Source organism: Geodermatophilus aquaeductus, from assembly GCF_900182545.1.
Classification (GTDB): Bacteria; Actinomycetota; Actinomycetes; order Mycobacteriales; family Geodermatophilaceae; genus Geodermatophilus; species Geodermatophilus aquaeductus.
On record NZ_FXTJ01000001.1, the window covers coordinates 607,270 to 622,671 of the forward strand.

A 15,402-nucleotide genomic window follows, 5' to 3' on the forward strand; every position below is an offset into this window, starting at 1 on the left:
CCGTCCGGGCGACGTGCAGGCAGCGCCCAGGGGCCGCCCGTACCGTGGGGCCATGTCCTTCCTGGCCGCCGCAGCCTCCGCCGACCAGGGCGGGCTCACCGCCTGGCTGCTCTCCCTCGTGGACTCCCTCGGCCCGATCGGCGTGGGCTTCAGCATCCTGCTGGAGACGGTGATCCCGCCGATCCCGAGCGAGGCGGTCCTCGGCGCGGCCGGCGTCCTCATCGACAGCCCGTGGGCGTTCGTGGCCGTCGTCGGCTGCGCGACCATCGGCTCGATCCTGGGCGCTGTCTTCTTCTACTACATCGGCCGCGCGCTCGGCCCGCGCCGCTCGCACGCCTTCCTCGACCGGCTGCCGCTGGTGGAGACCGCCGACGTCGACAAGACCTTCGCCTGGTTCGAGCGGCACGGCCGCTCAGCGGTGTTCTTCGGCCGCATGGTGCCGATCGTGCGCAGCTTCATCTCGGTGCCCGCCGGCGTCGTGCGGATGCCGTTCGCGCAGTTCATCCTCTACTCCGCGGCCGGCAGCCTGATCTGGAACACCGTCCTGGTCACCCTCGGCTGGCTGGCCCGCGACTTCATCGAGGCGAACCTGCACTACCTGGACTACGTCGTGGTCGCCGTCGTCGTCCTCGCCGTGGGCTACCTGGTCTACAAGCGGGTCCAGGACATCCGCCACCACCGCCGCCGGCAGACCACCGCCGGCCGGGCGCAGGACGCCCGCGGGACCGGCGACCGCCCCGCCGCGTGAGCCGCCCCGAGGTCGTCGCCTTCGACGTCAACGAGACGCTGCTCGACCTGGCTCCCGTGGGCGCCGCGCTCGTCGAGCACGGGCAGCCGGCCACCCTGCTGCCCACCGTCTTCGCCCGGACCCTGCACACCGGCACCGCCGCCACCGTGGCCGGCGTCTGGCTGCCCTTCCGCGCGGCGTTCGACTCCGCGCTCGCCCAGCTCACCGACCTCTCCGACGGCGACCGCGCGCAGGTGGCCGACGCCTTCCTCGAACTGTCGCCGCACCCCGACGTCGAGCCCGCGCTGCGCCGCCTGCACGACGCCGGCGTGCGGGTGGTGACGCTCTCGCACGGCTCCCCCGGCGTGGCCGAGGCCGGGCTGGAGCGCGGCGGCATCACCCCGCTGGTGGAGCGGACGCTGACCAGCGAGTCGGTGCGCGCGTGGAAGCCCTCGCGCGAGGCCTACCTCTGGGCCGCCGGCGCGTGCGGCGTCGCGCCCGGCCGCATGGCGCTGGTGGCCGCGCACGGGTGGGACGTCCTCGGCGCCGAGCGGGCCGGGCTGACCGGGGCGTGGTTCCCGCGCAGCGAGCGCGTGTACCCGCCCGGCCTGCCCGCGCCGGCCGTCGTCGCCCCGGACCTGGCGGGCGCGGTCGACGCCCTCCTGGCGCGGTGAGCTCCCCCGCACCCGTCGACACCCCGCTCGGCCCGGCCGCGGTGCACGCCACCGGTCCGGCCGACGGCGCCCGCGGCACGCTGGTGCTCGGCCACGGCGCGGGCGGCGGCGTCGGCTCGGCGGACCTGGTCGCCGTCACGGACGCCGTCGCCGCGGCCGGCTGGCGGGTGCTGCTGGTCGAGCAGCCGTGGCGGGTGGCCGGCGGGCGGATCGCCCCGGCCCCGCCGCGCCTCGACCTCGCCTGGACCGCCGTCCTGGACGCGCTGCGCTCCGACGGGGCGCTGACCGGCCGCCTCGTGCTCGGCGGCCGCAGCGCCGGCGCCCGCGTGGCCTGCCGGACGGCGACCGCGCAGGGGGCCGACGGCGTGCTGGCGCTGGCGTTCCCGCTGCACCCGCCGGGCCGCCCCGAGAAGAGCCGCGCCGCCGAGCTCACCGGCGCGGGCGTGCCGCTGGCCGTCGTCCAGGGCAAGACCGACGCGTTCGGCCGGCCCGCGGAGGTCCTCGCCGCGCTGGAGGGCCTGCCGGCGGCGTCGGTCACCGCCGTGCCGGGCGACCACTCGCTGGGGAAGGCGCCCGCCGCGGTGGCCGCCGCCGCGCTGGCCTGGCTGGAGGACCTGCTCAGCCGTTGATCATCGGGTCGTTGCCGCCCCCGGCGGCGTGTCCGCGCGTGTCGGCGGCAACGAGCCGATGATCAACACGGCGCTCAGCGGCGGCGGCGCCGGACCAGGAGCACCAGGAGGAGCAGGAACGCGCCGACCCCGGCGGCGGGCGCGGCGTAGCGGGCCAGCGCCGCACCCCCGGCCACCTCGAGCAGGTCGATCGGCTCGGGCTCGGCCACCGGCTGCCGGCGCACCGTCTCGGCGGTGCCGGTCGGGGTGCTGCGCGGCGGGGCGCCGGTGGCGGGCCGGCTCGGCGGCGCGGTGTTGCCCGACGGCGGCGCGCTCGGCGCCCGCCCCACGGCCGCGACCGGCGCGGTGTCCGAGGCCGCCGGGGTGGCGTCGGAGGCCGCGGGCGCGGTGTCGGAGGCGGCCGGGGCGCCGTCGGTCACCGCGGGGATCGACACCGTGTCGGTGGCGCCCGTGGCGGCGATCGGCGCGGTGATGGGCGCGGTCTCCGTGGGCGACGGTCCGGCCGCGGCCTTCTTGGCAGCCGGCTTCTTGGCGCCCTTGCCGGAGACCGAGTCGGTGGCCGAGGCGGCGGCCTTCCTGGCCGCGGTGCCGGCCTGGCGCACCTTCTCGGCGGCGGCGTTGTCGCCGGGCACCTGCTCGACCGACCGGGCGACCTCCTCGGCTGCCCCGGTCACGGTGGCCGCGGCCTTCGCCGCCGCGCTGTCGGCCCGCTCGGCGTCACCCTGCGCGTCGCCCTCGCCCAGCTGGGCGGCGAGCTTGTCGGCGAACTGGCCGAGCAGCTTGTTGCCGACGTCGGTCATGACGCCGCGGCCGAACTGGGCCGGGCGGCCGGTGATGTTGAGGTCGGTCAGGACGTTGACCCGCGTGGTCTGCCCCTCGCCCTGCAGATTCGCGGTGATCGTGGCCGCGGCCGTGCCGTTGCCGCGCTGGTCCTTGCCGCGGGCGTCGATGACGGCACGGTGGGCGGCCTCGTCCTTCTCGATGAAGGACGCCTTGCCCTGGTACGTCAGGTTGATGGGGCCGAGCTTGACCTTGACCCGGCCGGTGAAGTCGTCACCGGTGACCGAGTCGAGGGCGGCGCCGGGCATGCAGGGGGCGATCCGCTCGATGTCGAGCAGCACCCGCCAGGCCTCGTCGACGGGCACGGGGACGGTGAAGGAGTTCTCCAGCTGCACGGTGCGACCTCCGGGGGTGGGAACGGACCTCGGCCGGTCCGCCCGGGAGGGCGGGCCGGCCGAGGGGACGGGCGGAGCCGGGGTTGGGTCGGAACCTACAACCCGGCGGCGGCGGCGACCGCCCGGCGAGTCAGCACCTGTGCGAGGTGCTCGCGGTAGTCGGCCTGGGCGTTGAGGTCGCTGCTCGGGCTGGTGCCCTCGGCCGCCGACCGCGCCGCCGCGGCCACCGCGTCCGCGGACGCCGCGGCGCCGCTGAGCGCGGCCTCGGTGGCCGACGCCCGAAGCGGGGTCGGGCCCATGTTGGTCAGCCCGATCCGCGCCTCGGCGATGTGCCCGTTCTCCCGCCGCACCGCCGCGGCGACCGCGACGATCGACCACGCCTGCGCCACGCGGTTGAACTTCTCGTAGCGCACGCCCCACTCGCCGGCCAGCTTCGGCACCCGGATCTCCACGAGGATCTCGCCCTCGTCGAGCGCCGTCGTCAGGTAGTCGACGAAGAACTCCGAGGCGGGCACCGTCCGGCGGCCGTTCGGGCCGGCGATGACCATCTCGGCGTCCAGGGCGAGCGCCACCGCCGGCAGGTCACCGGCGGGGTCGGCGTGCGCCAGCGCGCCGCCGAAGGTCCCGCGCCGGCGGGTCTGCCGGTCGGCCACGGTCTCGGTCGCCTCGGCGATGAGCTTCGCGTGCTGGGCGATGAGCGGGTCGGTGAGCACCTCGGCGTGCGTGGTCATCGCGCCGATGACCAGCGCGTCGCCGTCCTCGCGGACGCCGCGCATCTCGGCGACCCGGCCGAGGTCGACGACCGTCGACGGCGCGGCGAGGCGCAGCCGCATGACCGGGATGAGCGACTGCCCGCCGGCCATGATCTTGACGTCCTCACCGCCCGCCGCGACCGCCTGCAGGGCCTCGTCGACGGTGGTCGGCCGGGCGTACTCGAACGGAGCGGGGATCACAGGTCACCTCCGAGCGAGGAAGCGGGGGTGGAGACGCCGGCCGTGGACTCGGTGGAGGCCCCGCCGTATGCGTTGGTGCCGGCCGTGGCCCGGTCACCGCCGTCGCCACCCTGGTGGATGGCCCGCCAGACCCGTTCGGGCGTCAGCGGCATGCGGATGTCGCGCACCCCGAGGTGCCGGACGGCGTCGAGCGCGGCGTTGACCACCGCCGGCGTGCTGGCGATGCACCCCGCCTCGCCGACGCCCTTGGCGCCGATCGGGTTGCCCGGCGCCACGTGCACGGTGTTGCCCGTGTCGAAGTGCGGCAGGTCGGCGGCCGACGGCACCAGGTAGTCCACGAAGGTGCCGGTGGTGAGGTTGCCGTCGGCGTCGTAGACGGCCTCCTCGTACAGCGCCTGCGCGATGCCCTGGGCCAGGCCGCCGTGCACCTGCCCCTCGACGATGAGCGGGTTGACGATCGTGCCGACGTCGTCGACGCAGGCGTACTTCCGGATCTTCACGAACCCGGTCTCGGTGTCGACCTCCATGGCGCACACGTGCGTGCCGTGGGGGAAGGAGAAGTTCACCGGGTCGAAGGTCGCGTCCGCGTCGATCGACGGCTCGATGTCCTCGGGGTAGTTGTGCGCCGCGAAGACGGCGAGCGCGATCTCCTGGATCGACAGCGCCGTGCCCGGCGTCCCGCGGACGGTGAACTTCCCGGCGGAGAACTCCAGGTCGTCCTCGTTCGCCTCGAGCAGGTGCGCGGCGACCTTGCGCGCCTTCTCGATCACCTTGTCGGCGGCCTTGACCACCGCGGTGCCGCCCACGACCAGCGAGCGCGAGCCGTAGGTGTCCATGCCCTTGTGCGAGACGGCGGTGTCGCCGTGCAGGACCTCGACGTCCTCGAACGGCACGCCGAGCTGGTCGGCGACCAGCTGGCTCCAGGCCGTCTCGTGGCCCTGCCCGTGCGGCGTGGAGCCGGTGACGACCTCGACCTTGCCGGTGGGCAGCATCCGGATCGACGCCGTCTCCCAGCCGCCCGCGCCGTAGGACAGCGAGCCGAGCACCCGGGAGGGCGCCAGGCCGCACATCTCGGTGAAGGTCGAGAAGCCGATGCCCAGCTGGACCGGGTCGTTCGACTCGCGGCGGCGGCGCTGCTCCTCGCGCAGCTCCTGGTAGCCCAGCAGCTCCAGCGCCTGCTGCGTGGCGGCGTCGTAGTCGCCGCTGTCGTACTCCAGGCCCGCCACCGTGGTGAACGGGAACTCCTGGGCCTGGATCCAGTTCTTCCGGCGCAGCTCCAGTGGGTCCATGCCGAGCTCGACGGCGAGCTCGTCCATGATCCGCTCGACGGCGAAGGTGGCCTCGGGCCGGCCGGCGCCGCGGTAGGCGTCGGTGGGCACCTTGTTGGTGAAGATCCCGTCGCACTCGAAGCGGTAGGCCGGGAACTTGTAGATGCCCGGGAACATGAAGGCGCCCAGCGCCGGCACGCCCGGGGTGATCAGCCGCAGGTAGGCGCCCATGTCGGCGAGGATCCGCACGCGCAGGCCCTTGACGTTGCCCTCGCGGTCGGAGGCGACGTCGATGTACTGGATCTGGTCGCGGCCGTGGTGGGCGGCCATGAGCGACTCGCTGCGGGTCTCGGTCCACTTGACCGGCTTGCCGAGGCGCCGCGCGATGAGCAGCGCGATGACCTCCTCGGGGTTGACCTGCAGCTTGCCGCCGAAGCCGCCGCCGACGTCGGGGGCGACGACGCGCAGCTTGTGCTCCGGGACGCCGGTGACCATCGCCAGCATCACGCGCAGCACGTGCGGGATCTGGGTGGCCGACCACATCGTGAAGTTGTCGCCCTGCGGCTGGACGACGACCGAGCGCGGCTCCATGAACGCCGGGATCAGCCGCTGGTTGACGAACCGCCGGCTGACGACGACGTCGGCGTCGGCGAAGGCCTGCTCGGTGTCGCCGCCCGTGCCGGCCTCGCCGGCGTCGAAGACGAAGTGGTAGGCGGTGTTGGACTCGATGTGGTCGTGGCAGAGGTCCGCCTCGCCCTTGACCGCCTGCTCCATGTCGAGCACCGGCGGCAGCAGGTCGTAGTCGACGTCGACCAGCTCGATCGCGTCGGCGGCCGCGGACCTGGACCGGGCGACGATGACGGCGACCGCCTCGCCGACGTGGTTGACCTCCTCGACGGCGATCGAGGGGTGGCCGGGGTTGACCATGTCCGCGGTGACCGGCCAGGCGCAGGGGATGGAGCCCTGCTCGTCGGCGAGGTCGCGGCCGGTGTAGACGGCGACGACGCCGGGCGCCTCGAGGGCCGCGCTGACGTCGACGTTGGTGATCTTGCCGTGGGCCACGGGGCTGCGGACGACCGCGAGGTGCAGCATCCCGGGCAGGACCATGTTGTCGGTCCAGGTGGTGCGCCCGGTGATGAGGCGGGCGTCCTCCTTGCGGCGGCGGGCCTTGCCGATCTCGCGCTCCGGCGCGACCTCGGCGGCGGCCGGGTCCTCGGTGACCGTCATGCCTGTGCTCCCAGGGTGTCGGAGCGGCCCGCCATCTCACCGGCGGCCTGCTGCACCGCGCGGACGATGTTCTGGTAGCCGGTACAGCGGCAGAGGTTGCCCTCGATGCCCTCGCGGACCTCGGTCTCGCTCGGGTTCGGGTTCTCCTTGAGCAGGTCGATCGAGGCCATGATCATCCCGGGCGTGCAGTAGCCGCACTGGAGACCGTGCATCTCGTGGAAGGCCTTCTGCACCGGGTGGAGGTCCCCGGCGCTGCCGATGCCCTCGATGGTGGTGACCTCGGCGCCGTCGGCCTGGACGGCGAAGACGGTGCAGGACTTCACGGCCTGACCGTCGAGGTGGACCGTGCACGCGCCGCAGTTGCTGGTGTCGCAGCCGACGACCGTGCCCACCTTGCCGAGCGCTTCGCGCAGGTGGTGCACCAGCAGGGTCCGGGGTTCGACCTCGTCGGTGTAGGTCACTCCGTCGACCCTCATGCTGACCTGGGTCATGGATCCTCCGCTCCGTTGCAGGGGGCGAGTGCGCCCGGTCACGGGCGCTCTTGCGGCGGAGTGTGTCAACGGCGGAGTCACTTAGGCCACGCTTACCTGCCGATGGAGGACCGCGCGGACCGCAGGATCGGACCGATGAAGCCTTCGAGCTCCGCAGGTGCGGGAGTGCCGATACGACGGCGATCCGCAGGGCGGAGGTTGCACGGCTGTTGCAGCAGGCGCCGGCTCAGGCGGGGACGGCGCGCAGCTCGCGGCGCCGCAGCAGGCCGCTGGCCAGCAGCGCGAGCAGGCCCAGGACCGCGAGCCCGACGCCGACCAGGCTGGGCGCGGTGTAGCCGAGACCGGCGGCGATGACCACGCCGCCCAGCCAGGCGCCGAGCGCGTTGGCCGCGTTGAGGGCCGAGTGGTTGAGCGCGGCGCCGAGCATCTGCGCCTCCCCGGCCACCTCCATCAGCCGCAGCTGCAGGCAGACGACGAGCGTGGAGGCGCTGAGCGCGAGCAGGAAGATCCCGGCGAGCAGGGTGGGACCGGTGGCGGCGGCCGGCCCCATCAGCGCCAGCAGCACCGCGACGGCCACCAGCGCGCCGGCCAGCGAGCGGAACAGCGCGACGTCGGCCAGCCGCCCGCCGAGCGCGGTGCCGGCGACGCCCCCGACGCCGAAGGCGAGCAGCACCCACGGCACGGCACCGCGGGAGAGCCCGGTGACCTCGGTGGTGAGCGGCGCGACGTAGCTGTAGACGGCGAACATGCCGCCGAAGCCGACCGTGGCCACCACGAGGGTGAGCAGCACCTGCGGCCGGCGCAGCGCCCCGAGCTCGGCGCGCACGGTGGCGTCCCGGTCACCGCGGGAGGACGGGACGACGGCGAGCACGGCGCCGACGGTGAGCGCGGCGAGCACGACGACCGCCCAGTACGCCGACCGCCAGCCCAGCGTCTGCCCCAGCCAGGTGGCCGCGGGGACGCCGGCGACGTTGGCCACGGCCAGGCCCAGCATCACCGTGCTCACGGCCCGGCCGCGCAGCGAGTCCGGCACCAGCGAGGCGGCGACCAGCGAGGCGACGCCGAAGTAGGCGCCGTGCGGCAGGCCGCTGACGAAGCGCGCGAGCAGCAGCGTGGTGTTGCCCGGCGCGAGCGCGCTGAGCGCGTTGCCGGCGAGGAAGGCGGCCATGAGCCCGACGAGCAGGGCGCGGCGCGGCAGCCGGGCGCCGAGCGCGGCGATCACCGGCGCGCCGACGACCACGCCGAGGGCGTAGGCGGAGATGACGTGACCCGCCGTCGGGATGTCCACCCCGACGCCGCCGGCGATGTCGGGCAGCAGGCCCATGGTGACGAACTCGGTGGTGCCGATCGCGAAACCGCCCAGCGCCAGCGCGACCAGGGCCAGGGCCACCCGGGGGGTGGCGAGGGTCGCGGTCACGGGAGCCGGGGGGACGGCGGTGCGGGCACTCACGTGACCGTGCCAAGGGAACCGCACCGGCCCGTATTCCCGTGCGGCAGAGATGGCCATTCCTGCCGCAGGGGGTCAGCCGCGGGACGCCCGCCGGAGGGCCAGCAGGTGGGCGGCGACCGCACCGCGCCGTGGAGAGCCGGCGGGCAGCGCCTCGAGGCAGGCCTGCCAGGCGGCGACGTCGTCGCGGGCCTCGGGCAGCGCGGTCCAGCGCAGCAGCAGCTCGGGCCGGCGGCTGGTGAGCACGGCCGCCCGCAGCGCGGCTCCCGTCCGCCGGCGGGCGACGGCGACGCCGGGCGCGGTGGAGCGCGGCAGCACCGGGCCGGGGTAGGCGTCGAGCGCGGCCGCGACGGCACCGCGGTCGAGCAGCCGGCGGACCCGGTCGACGTCGGTCTCCAGCGGGCGCAGCAGCCGGTAGGGCCGCGAGCCGACGAGGTCGTCGCCCACCAGCCGCCGCAGCCGGGACAGCTCGGCGCGCACGGTGACCGCAGCGGTGTCGCCGGCGTGGCACTCGGCCGCCAGCTGCTCGGTGGTGCGGCCCTCCCCCGCGGCGGCGGCCTCGGCGAGCAGGAGCAGCAGCTCGGAGTGGCGCAGCGAGAGCTCCACCGGGCCGGTGGGCCGGGTGAGGCGTGCGCGCTCCCGGCCGAGCACCTCGAGCAGCGGCGCGACGGGGCGGGCCGGCGCCGGACGGGGGCCGCGGCCGGTGTCGCGCTGCTCCTCGCGGTGCAGCCAGCGCAGCTCCGACTCGACGGCGGCCACGGTGGCGCGCACGAGGGTGAACACGTGCGGGCTGGCCACGTGGTCGCCGCCGGTGACGTCGATGGCGCCCAGGAGCACCCCGGTGACCGGGTGGTGCACCGGCGCGGCCGAGCAGCTCCAGGGCTGCACCGGGCGGCGGTAGTGCTCGCTGCCGTAGATCTGCACCGGGTGGTCGACGGCCAGCGCTGTCCCGGGGGCGTTGGTGCCGGCCACCTCCTCCGACCACCGGGCCCCGGCCACGAAGTTCATCGTCTCGGCGAGGGCGCGCAGCCGCCGGTCGCCCTCCACCCACAGCATCCGGCCGTCGGCGTCGGTGACCGCCACGATCATCCGGTCGGCCTCGGCGTCCTCCACGAGCAGACGGCGGATCACCGGCAGCACCGGGGCCAGCGGGTGCGCGGCGCGGTAGGCGTCCAGGTCGTCGTCGAGGAGGTCGACCGGCGGGCCCTGGCCGTCGGGGTCGACGCCGCTGCCCAGGCTGCGCCGCCAGGAGTCCCACACCACCGAGCGCACGCCCGGCCGCGGGGGCGGGGCGCCGCGGGTCACCAGCGTCTCGTGCGCCGCCCGGAGCCGGCGGGTCAGCCCGGGCGTCGGGGGGCCGTCGGGCAGGGCGAGCCACGGGCTGACGCCGGTCACGGCGTTCCCCCCGCGCTGAGAGTCATGGTCTGCCCATGGTGACCCGCGTCGCACGATTGCGCCAGGCACCCGGCCGCAGGTCAGACGCGCGGCGGCGCCGCCGGGAGCAGCGCGGCCGGGTCGCGGCGGCGCAGCGCGCCCGCCCACAGCCCGGCGCCGTAGGCGAGATCCTCCAGCCGGCGGGCGGCGGCGAAGCGCGCGAGGTCCACCTCCGACCGGTGCGGCCACCACCCGAGGACGGCGTCGGCCACCGAGACGGCCAGCGCCACCCGGCGGGCGCGGCGGGACGCCAGCGCCGCTGCGGCGGTGAGCGGCCAGTGGTGCCGGGTGGCCGAGCGGGCGAGCGTGCGGCCGGCCGCGGCGGTGCCGCGCAGCACGAGCGCGGCGGCCAGGCCGTACGGCGCCCGGCGGTCCGGACCGGCCAGCCGGCGCGCCAGGCGGACCGTGGCGTCGCCGAGGACGGCGGCCGCGAGCACCCGCCCGGCCCTGCCGCCGCCGGCCGCCAGGACCAGCGCGGCCGCCGACCACGGGCTGACCACCACCGGCGCGACGGCGCGGCCGTGGCGGGCGGCCAGCGGCGCGGCACCGGTGCCGTAGACGGCCCGCCGGCGCAGCCAGGCCACCGTGGACGACGGGTGCTCGTGGTCCACGCGCGCGGCCGGCTCGTAGCGCACCCGCCAGCCCGCGGCGGCCAGCCGCCACACCAGGTCGACGTCCTCGGCCACCCGCATGCCGGCGTCGAACCCCTCGCCCAGCGCGGTCCGCCGGACCAGCAGCGCGGCGCTGGGCAGGTAGGACAGGCCCGTCAGCGGCGCGACCGGCCCCGGCTGCGGTCCCATGTCGAGGGCGCTGACCGCCGACTCGTAGGGCGTCACCCAGCCCGGGTGCGCCGCCGGCAGGGCGGTGATCCGCGGGGCGACGACGGCCAGCCGCGGGTCGGCGAGGTGCGGCAGCAGCGTGCCCAGCCAGCCCGGCCGCGGCACGCAGTCGGAGTCGAGCAGGGCCACGGCCTCCGTCGTCGCGGCGCGCAGCCCGGTGTTCCGCGCCGCGGCGGGACCGCGCGAGCGGTCGTGCCGGAGCACCTCGGCGCCGCCCGCGGTAGCGGCCGCGGCCAGCGCCGGGGCGTCGGCGGACCCGTCGTCGACGACGAGGACCCGGATGTCGGCAGTGTCGGGGTCGGCGCGCAGGGCGGCCAGGAGGCGGGCCACCCCGGCGGTGCGGTCGCGCACCGGCACGACGACGGTGACGTCGTCCGGGCCGGGCGCGGGTCCCGCCGGCTGGGGGACGGCGACGCCGGCGTCCTGCAGCCGGGCGGCGAGCGCGGCCGTCGCCGGGCCGGTGACGACGAGGCGGTCGCCGGCGAACAGGTCCCGGGCGCGCGGGGCCAGGCGCAGCAGCCGCAGCGGCGAGCCGCCGAGCAGCGCCACCCCGCCCTCGAGCCGGCGGGTGCGCGGGTCGAGGCGGACCGCCCAGCCGTCGGGCAGCCGGGCCTCCGGCGGCGGCGGGACCCTCACCCGGCCAGCACGGCGTCGGTGGTGGTGACCTCGACCAGCGGCGCGTAGAGGCCCATGAGGTCCAGCGCCTTCCGGTGGTCGTCGTCGCTGCTTCCGGCGCAGGCGTCGGCGACCACGCGCACGGGCAGGCCGGCGTCGGCGGCGGGCAGCACGGTGGAGACGACGCAGCAGTCGGTGGCCACGCCGGCCACGGTCAGCGGCCCGGCGCCGACCACCCCGGCCAGCTCCGGGCCCCACTTGCCGAACGTGGTCGCGCTCAGCACGCGCGCGGTGCCCGGGTCGTCGACGAGGTCGTAGAGCGGGGCGTCCGGCGGCTGCAGGGCGAACGGGTACTGCTCGTAGTAGCCGACCCAGGCGCCGGTGGGCTCCCGCGGCGCCACGAAGCGGGTGTGGACGACCCGCTCGCCGAAGGCCGCCACCAGGCGCCGGACGCGGGCGCGGGTCTCCTCGAAGCGGGGTGCCGTCCACGGGGAGTCCGGGTCGCCGAAGACCCGCTGCATGTCCACGACGACGAGCCAGCCGGGGAGGTGCGTCACGTCCGGACCCTAACGGGGCGGCTGCGCCCGCTGACCGCGGCGGAGGTCAGGTTAGGCTGCCCTTCCTGCCGACCGAGGAGAACCGTCATGTCCCGTCCCCTGCTCCGGCGCACCGCCCTGGTCGCCGCCGCTCTCACCACCGCCGGGGCGCTGGCCGCGTGCGGCTCCGACGACGCCGGCTCGTCGGCCGACGCGTCGTCGTCCCCCACCTCCGGCGGCAGCGGCTTCCCGGTCACCGTCAGCACCGCCTTCGGCGACGTCGAGGTCGCCGACGAGCCGCAGCGCGTGGTGGCCCTCGGCTGGTCGGACGCCGAGACGGCGCTCGCGCTGGGCGTGCAGCCGGTCGGCGCGAGCGACTGGCTGGCCTTCGGCGGCGAGGGCGTGGGCCCCTGGGCCGAGGGGCTCTACGACGAGGCGCCGGAGATCATCGAGACCCTCGAGCCGAGCCTCGAGGCGATCGCCGCGCTGGAGCCCGACCTGATCCTGGACACCCGCTCGCCGGCCACCCAGGAGCGCTACGACCAGCTCAGCGCCATCGCCCCGACGATCGGCCAGCCCGAGGGCGCGGACCCGTACCTGACCACCTGGCAGCAGCAGCTGGACCTGGTCGGCCAGGCGCTGGGCCGGACCGACGAGGCCGAGCAGCTGCGCAGCGACCTCGAGCAGCAGTTCGCCGACGCCGCCGCGGCCCACCCGGAGTTCGACGGCACCGAGGTCGCCGTCGGCGCCTTCTCCTCCGAGGGCTTCGGCGCCTACGTCCGCGGCGACACCCGCGTCGACTTCATGGAGACCCTCGGCTTCACCAACAAGCAGGCGATCCAGGACCTCGCCACGGAGAGCTTCTTCGTGCCGGTCTCCGACGAGCAGGTCTCGCTGCTCGACGCGCCGCTGACCGTCGTCTTCCCGATCTTCGTCGACCCGTCGCAGATCACCGGCAACCCGCTGTGGCAGACCCTGGGCTCGGTGCAGCAGGGCAACGCCGTCCTGCTCGACGACGAGACGCTGGCCAACGCCTTCTCCAGCGGCTCGGTCCTCGGCACCCAGTACGCCCTCGAGAACGCCGTCCCGCTGTTCGCCGAGGCCCTGCAGGGCTGAGCGCTCAGCGCAGGACAGGAGGCCGTCCCGGCACCGCCGGGGCGGCCTCCTGCGTCCGGACGGCGCCGCGGCGCAGCGCCAGCGTGCCGAGCAGCCCGACGGCGAACGCCGCCAGCACGCCGAGGTTGGCGAAGGCCCAGGAACCCTCGCGGCCGCCGAGGCCGAGCGGGCCGAGCAGGTAGCCCTGCCAGTCCAGCCAGCCGGCGTAGGTGTTGGTGACCAACCCCCAGCCGAGCACGGTGCCCACGGCCAGGAGCAGCAGCGGCACCGGCGGGACGGCGCCGTAGCGGCCGCGCGGGTCGTAGAGGTCGGCCTCGGCGTAGTCGCGGCGGCGCAGCGCGAGGTCGGCGAGGAAGATGCCGCACCAGGCCGCGATCGGGACGCCGAGGGTGATCAGGAAGCCCTGGAACTGGATCGAGAAGTCCGCGTCGGCGAGGAAGACCACCCAGATCGCGCCGAGCACCATGAGCGTGCCGTCGATGCCCGCCGCGACCGGCCGGGGCACCCGCACGCCGGCGGCCAGCAGCGACAGCCCCGACGAGTAGATGTCCAGCAGCGCCCCGCCGACCAGGCCGAGCACCGCCACGACGACGAACGGCACGAGGAACCAGGTCGGCAGGATCGTGCCGAGCGCGCCGATCGGGTCCGCGCCGATCGCGGCCGAGAGCTCCGGGTCCGAGGCGGCGAGCAGCAGGCCGGTGCCCAGCAGCACGACCGGGGCCAGCGCGCCGCCGAACGTCGTCCAGCCGACGACGCCGCCGGTCGAGGCGGTGCGCGGCAGGTAGCGCGAGTAGTCGGCGGCGGCGTTGACCCAGCCGAAGCCGTACCCGGTCATGGCCAGCACGAGGGCGCCGACGACGGCCGCCGTCGTCCCGTCCGGCACCGCGGTCACCGCCGACCACCGGATGTCGTCGGCGACCAGGACCACGTAGACGACGGTGAGCACGCCGCTGACCACGGTGATGACCGCCTGCATGCGCATGATCGCGTCGAAGCCGAGCACGCCGCCGGCCACGACCAGCGCCGCGACGACGAGCAGCGCGACCACCTGGGTCGCCGTCCCGCCGCTCCAGCCGAGCTGGCCGAAGACGGTCGCCGTCGCCAGGGTGGCCAGGCTGACCAGCACCGTCTCCCAGCCGACGGTGAGGATCCAGGAGAGCGCGGCGGGCACCCGGTTGCCGTGGACGCCGAACGCCGCGCGGCTGAGCACCAGGGTGGGCGCCGACCCTCGCTTACCGGCGATGGCGACCAGGCCGCAGAGCAGGAACGACACGACGATGCCGACCGCACCCGCGACCAGGGCCTGCCCGGCGGAGATGCCGAAGCCGAGCAGGAACGAGCCGTAGGCGAGGCCGAGGACGCTGACGTTCGCGCCGAACCACGGCCAGAACAGCGAGCGTGGCCGCCCGCGGCGCTCCTCCTCGGCGATGACGTTGATGCCGTTGGTCTCCACGGCACCGCGTCCGGTCGCGCCGGCCCCCCGGTCCACGGCCTCCTGCTGGGTCATCGACGTCTCCTCCCCGATGGCTTCCCCGTCATCCTGGTGCCCCGGGCGCAGGTCAGCGCAGCCGCCCGTCGTCGGCGACGTCCCACCGGGCCACGGCCGCGCGCAGCCGGGCGGCGAGGTCGGCCAGCAACCGGGCACCCTCCGCCGCGGACGCGCCGGCCGGGTCGCCGAGCACGCCGGTGGGGCTCACGCCGCGGACGCCCTCGGCGCGCAGCCGGGGCAGCAGCTCGCCGATCGGCGTCGTCACGCCCGGGACGGACCGGTCGGTCCGCACCGCCGAAGGTTCCACGTGCAACAGCAGCGAGGTCTCGGTGCGCCCGGCGTGCGCGTCGCCGCCGGGGACGCCGCAGGGGAACCAGGCGGCGTCGCGGCCCTCGGTGCGCAGCAGCGGCACCGCCCGGCGCAGCGCGTCGAGGTTGCCGCCGTGCCCGTTGACCACCAGCAGCCGGCCGGCCCAGCGGCAGGCCGAGCGGCCGTACTCGACCAGCAGCGTGGTCAGCGCCTCGGTGCCGATCGAGACGGTGCCGGGGAAGCCCTCGTGCTCGCCGCTCGCGCCGTAGGCCAGCGCCGGGGCCAGCACGGCGTCGAGGCCGGCGGCCCGGGCGACCGCCGCGGCCACGACCGTGTCGGTGGCGAACGGCAGGTGGTGCCCGTGCTGCTCGACCGAGCCGAGCGGGACGACCAGCAGCGGCCGCTCGGGCAGCTCCGGCCACACGGCCCCGGCCAGGTCGGGCACGCGCGTCACCCCAGGGCGGCAGAGATGG

General features: G+C 76.0%; 14 protein-coding genes. 4 read left to right on the top strand and 10 right to left on the bottom strand.

From position 1 onward, the window contains the following. Positions 1 to 52 precede the first annotated feature (52 nt). The 3 genes from FN207_RS03035 to FN207_RS03045 are packed head-to-tail and all read left to right on the top strand — an operon-like array spanning position 53 to position 2,030. The gene (locus tag FN207_RS03035) at positions 53 to 748 is read left to right on the top strand and encodes a DedA family protein (RefSeq protein ID WP_142456846.1); all 696 of its coding nucleotides are present in this window, start codon (positions 53 to 55) and stop codon (positions 746 to 748) included. Continuing rightward, positions 745 to 1,401, top strand: coding sequence for an HAD family hydrolase (locus FN207_RS03040; protein ID WP_142456847.1), 657 nt, complete (start codon positions 745 to 747; stop codon positions 1,399 to 1,401). Before FN207_RS03035 ends, FN207_RS03040 begins: the two co-directional genes overlap by 4 nt. Continuing rightward, positions 1,398 to 2,030, top strand: coding sequence for an alpha/beta hydrolase family protein (locus FN207_RS03045; protein WP_142456848.1), 633 nt, complete (start codon positions 1,398 to 1,400; stop codon positions 2,028 to 2,030). The genes FN207_RS03040 and FN207_RS03045 overlap by 4 nt, the downstream gene beginning before the upstream one ends. A gap of 74 nt (positions 2,031 to 2,104) precedes the next feature. On the opposite strand, the gene FN207_RS03050 is transcribed toward FN207_RS03045, so the two are convergent. The 8 genes from FN207_RS03050 to FN207_RS03085 all read right to left on the bottom strand — a co-directional run bounded on the left by FN207_RS03050 (position 2,105) and on the right by FN207_RS03085 (position 12,036). Continuing rightward, positions 2,105 to 3,205 (bottom strand): SRPBCC family protein, encoded by a 1,101-nt coding sequence (locus FN207_RS03050; RefSeq protein ID WP_142456849.1) that lies wholly within the window; start codon positions 3,203 to 3,205, stop codon positions 2,105 to 2,107. Between the two features lie 95 nt (positions 3,206 to 3,300). Further along, the gene (locus FN207_RS03055) at positions 3,301 to 4,158 is read right to left on the bottom strand and encodes an FAD binding domain-containing protein (RefSeq protein WP_142456850.1); all 858 of its coding nucleotides are present in this window, start codon (positions 4,156 to 4,158) and stop codon (positions 3,301 to 3,303) included. Then, positions 4,155 to 6,653, bottom strand: a complete 2,499-nt coding sequence (locus FN207_RS03060; RefSeq protein ID WP_142456851.1) for a xanthine dehydrogenase family protein molybdopterin-binding subunit — start codon at positions 6,651 to 6,653, stop codon at positions 4,155 to 4,157. The genes FN207_RS03055 and FN207_RS03060 overlap by 4 nt, the downstream gene beginning before the upstream one ends. Next, positions 6,650 to 7,144 carry a (2Fe-2S)-binding protein gene (locus tag FN207_RS03065; RefSeq protein ID WP_110906960.1) on the bottom strand — a complete coding sequence of 165 codons (495 nt, stop codon included), beginning with the start codon at positions 7,142 to 7,144 and terminating at the stop codon, positions 6,650 to 6,652. The genes FN207_RS03060 and FN207_RS03065 overlap by 4 nt, the downstream gene beginning before the upstream one ends. A gap of 226 nt (positions 7,145 to 7,370) precedes the next feature. Beyond that, positions 7,371 to 8,561 carry an MFS transporter gene (locus tag FN207_RS03070; RefSeq protein ID WP_246065711.1) on the bottom strand — a complete coding sequence of 397 codons (1,191 nt, stop codon included), beginning with the start codon at positions 8,559 to 8,561 and terminating at the stop codon, positions 7,371 to 7,373. Positions 8,562 to 8,666: 105 nt separating this feature from the next. Next, positions 8,667 to 9,986: a sigma-54-dependent transcriptional regulator family protein gene (locus tag FN207_RS03075; RefSeq protein WP_142456853.1), complete on the bottom strand. Its 1,320-nt coding sequence runs from the start codon at positions 9,984 to 9,986 to the stop codon at positions 8,667 to 8,669. Between the two features lie 80 nt (positions 9,987 to 10,066). Further along, entirely contained in the window at positions 10,067 to 11,500 is a 1,434-nt protein-coding gene (gene mftF, locus FN207_RS03080) for a mycofactocin biosynthesis glycosyltransferase MftF (RefSeq protein WP_142456854.1), read from the bottom strand. Then, positions 11,497 to 12,036, bottom strand: a complete 540-nt coding sequence (locus tag FN207_RS03085) for a cysteine hydrolase family protein (RefSeq protein ID WP_142456855.1) — start codon at positions 12,034 to 12,036, stop codon at positions 11,497 to 11,499. The genes mftF and FN207_RS03085 overlap by 4 nt, the downstream gene beginning before the upstream one ends. 87 nt (positions 12,037 to 12,123) lie before the next feature. On the opposite strand from FN207_RS03085, the gene FN207_RS03090 reads away from it, so the two are divergent. Further along, complete coding sequence (locus FN207_RS03090; RefSeq protein ID WP_142456856.1) at positions 12,124 to 13,131, top strand: iron-siderophore ABC transporter substrate-binding protein; 1,008 nt, start codon at positions 12,124 to 12,126, stop codon at positions 13,129 to 13,131. Positions 13,132 to 13,135: 4 nt separating this feature from the next. On the opposite strand, the gene FN207_RS03095 is transcribed toward FN207_RS03090, so the two are convergent. Next, the gene (locus FN207_RS03095) at positions 13,136 to 14,638 is read right to left on the bottom strand and encodes a purine-cytosine permease family protein (protein ID WP_142456857.1); all 1,503 of its coding nucleotides are present in this window, start codon (positions 14,636 to 14,638) and stop codon (positions 13,136 to 13,138) included. Positions 14,639 to 14,690: 52 nt separating this feature from the next. Further along, complete coding sequence (gene mftE, locus FN207_RS03100; RefSeq protein ID WP_142456858.1) at positions 14,691 to 15,374, bottom strand: mycofactocin biosynthesis peptidyl-dipeptidase MftE; 684 nt, start codon at positions 15,372 to 15,374, stop codon at positions 14,691 to 14,693. Positions 15,375 to 15,402: the final 28 nt, after the last annotated feature.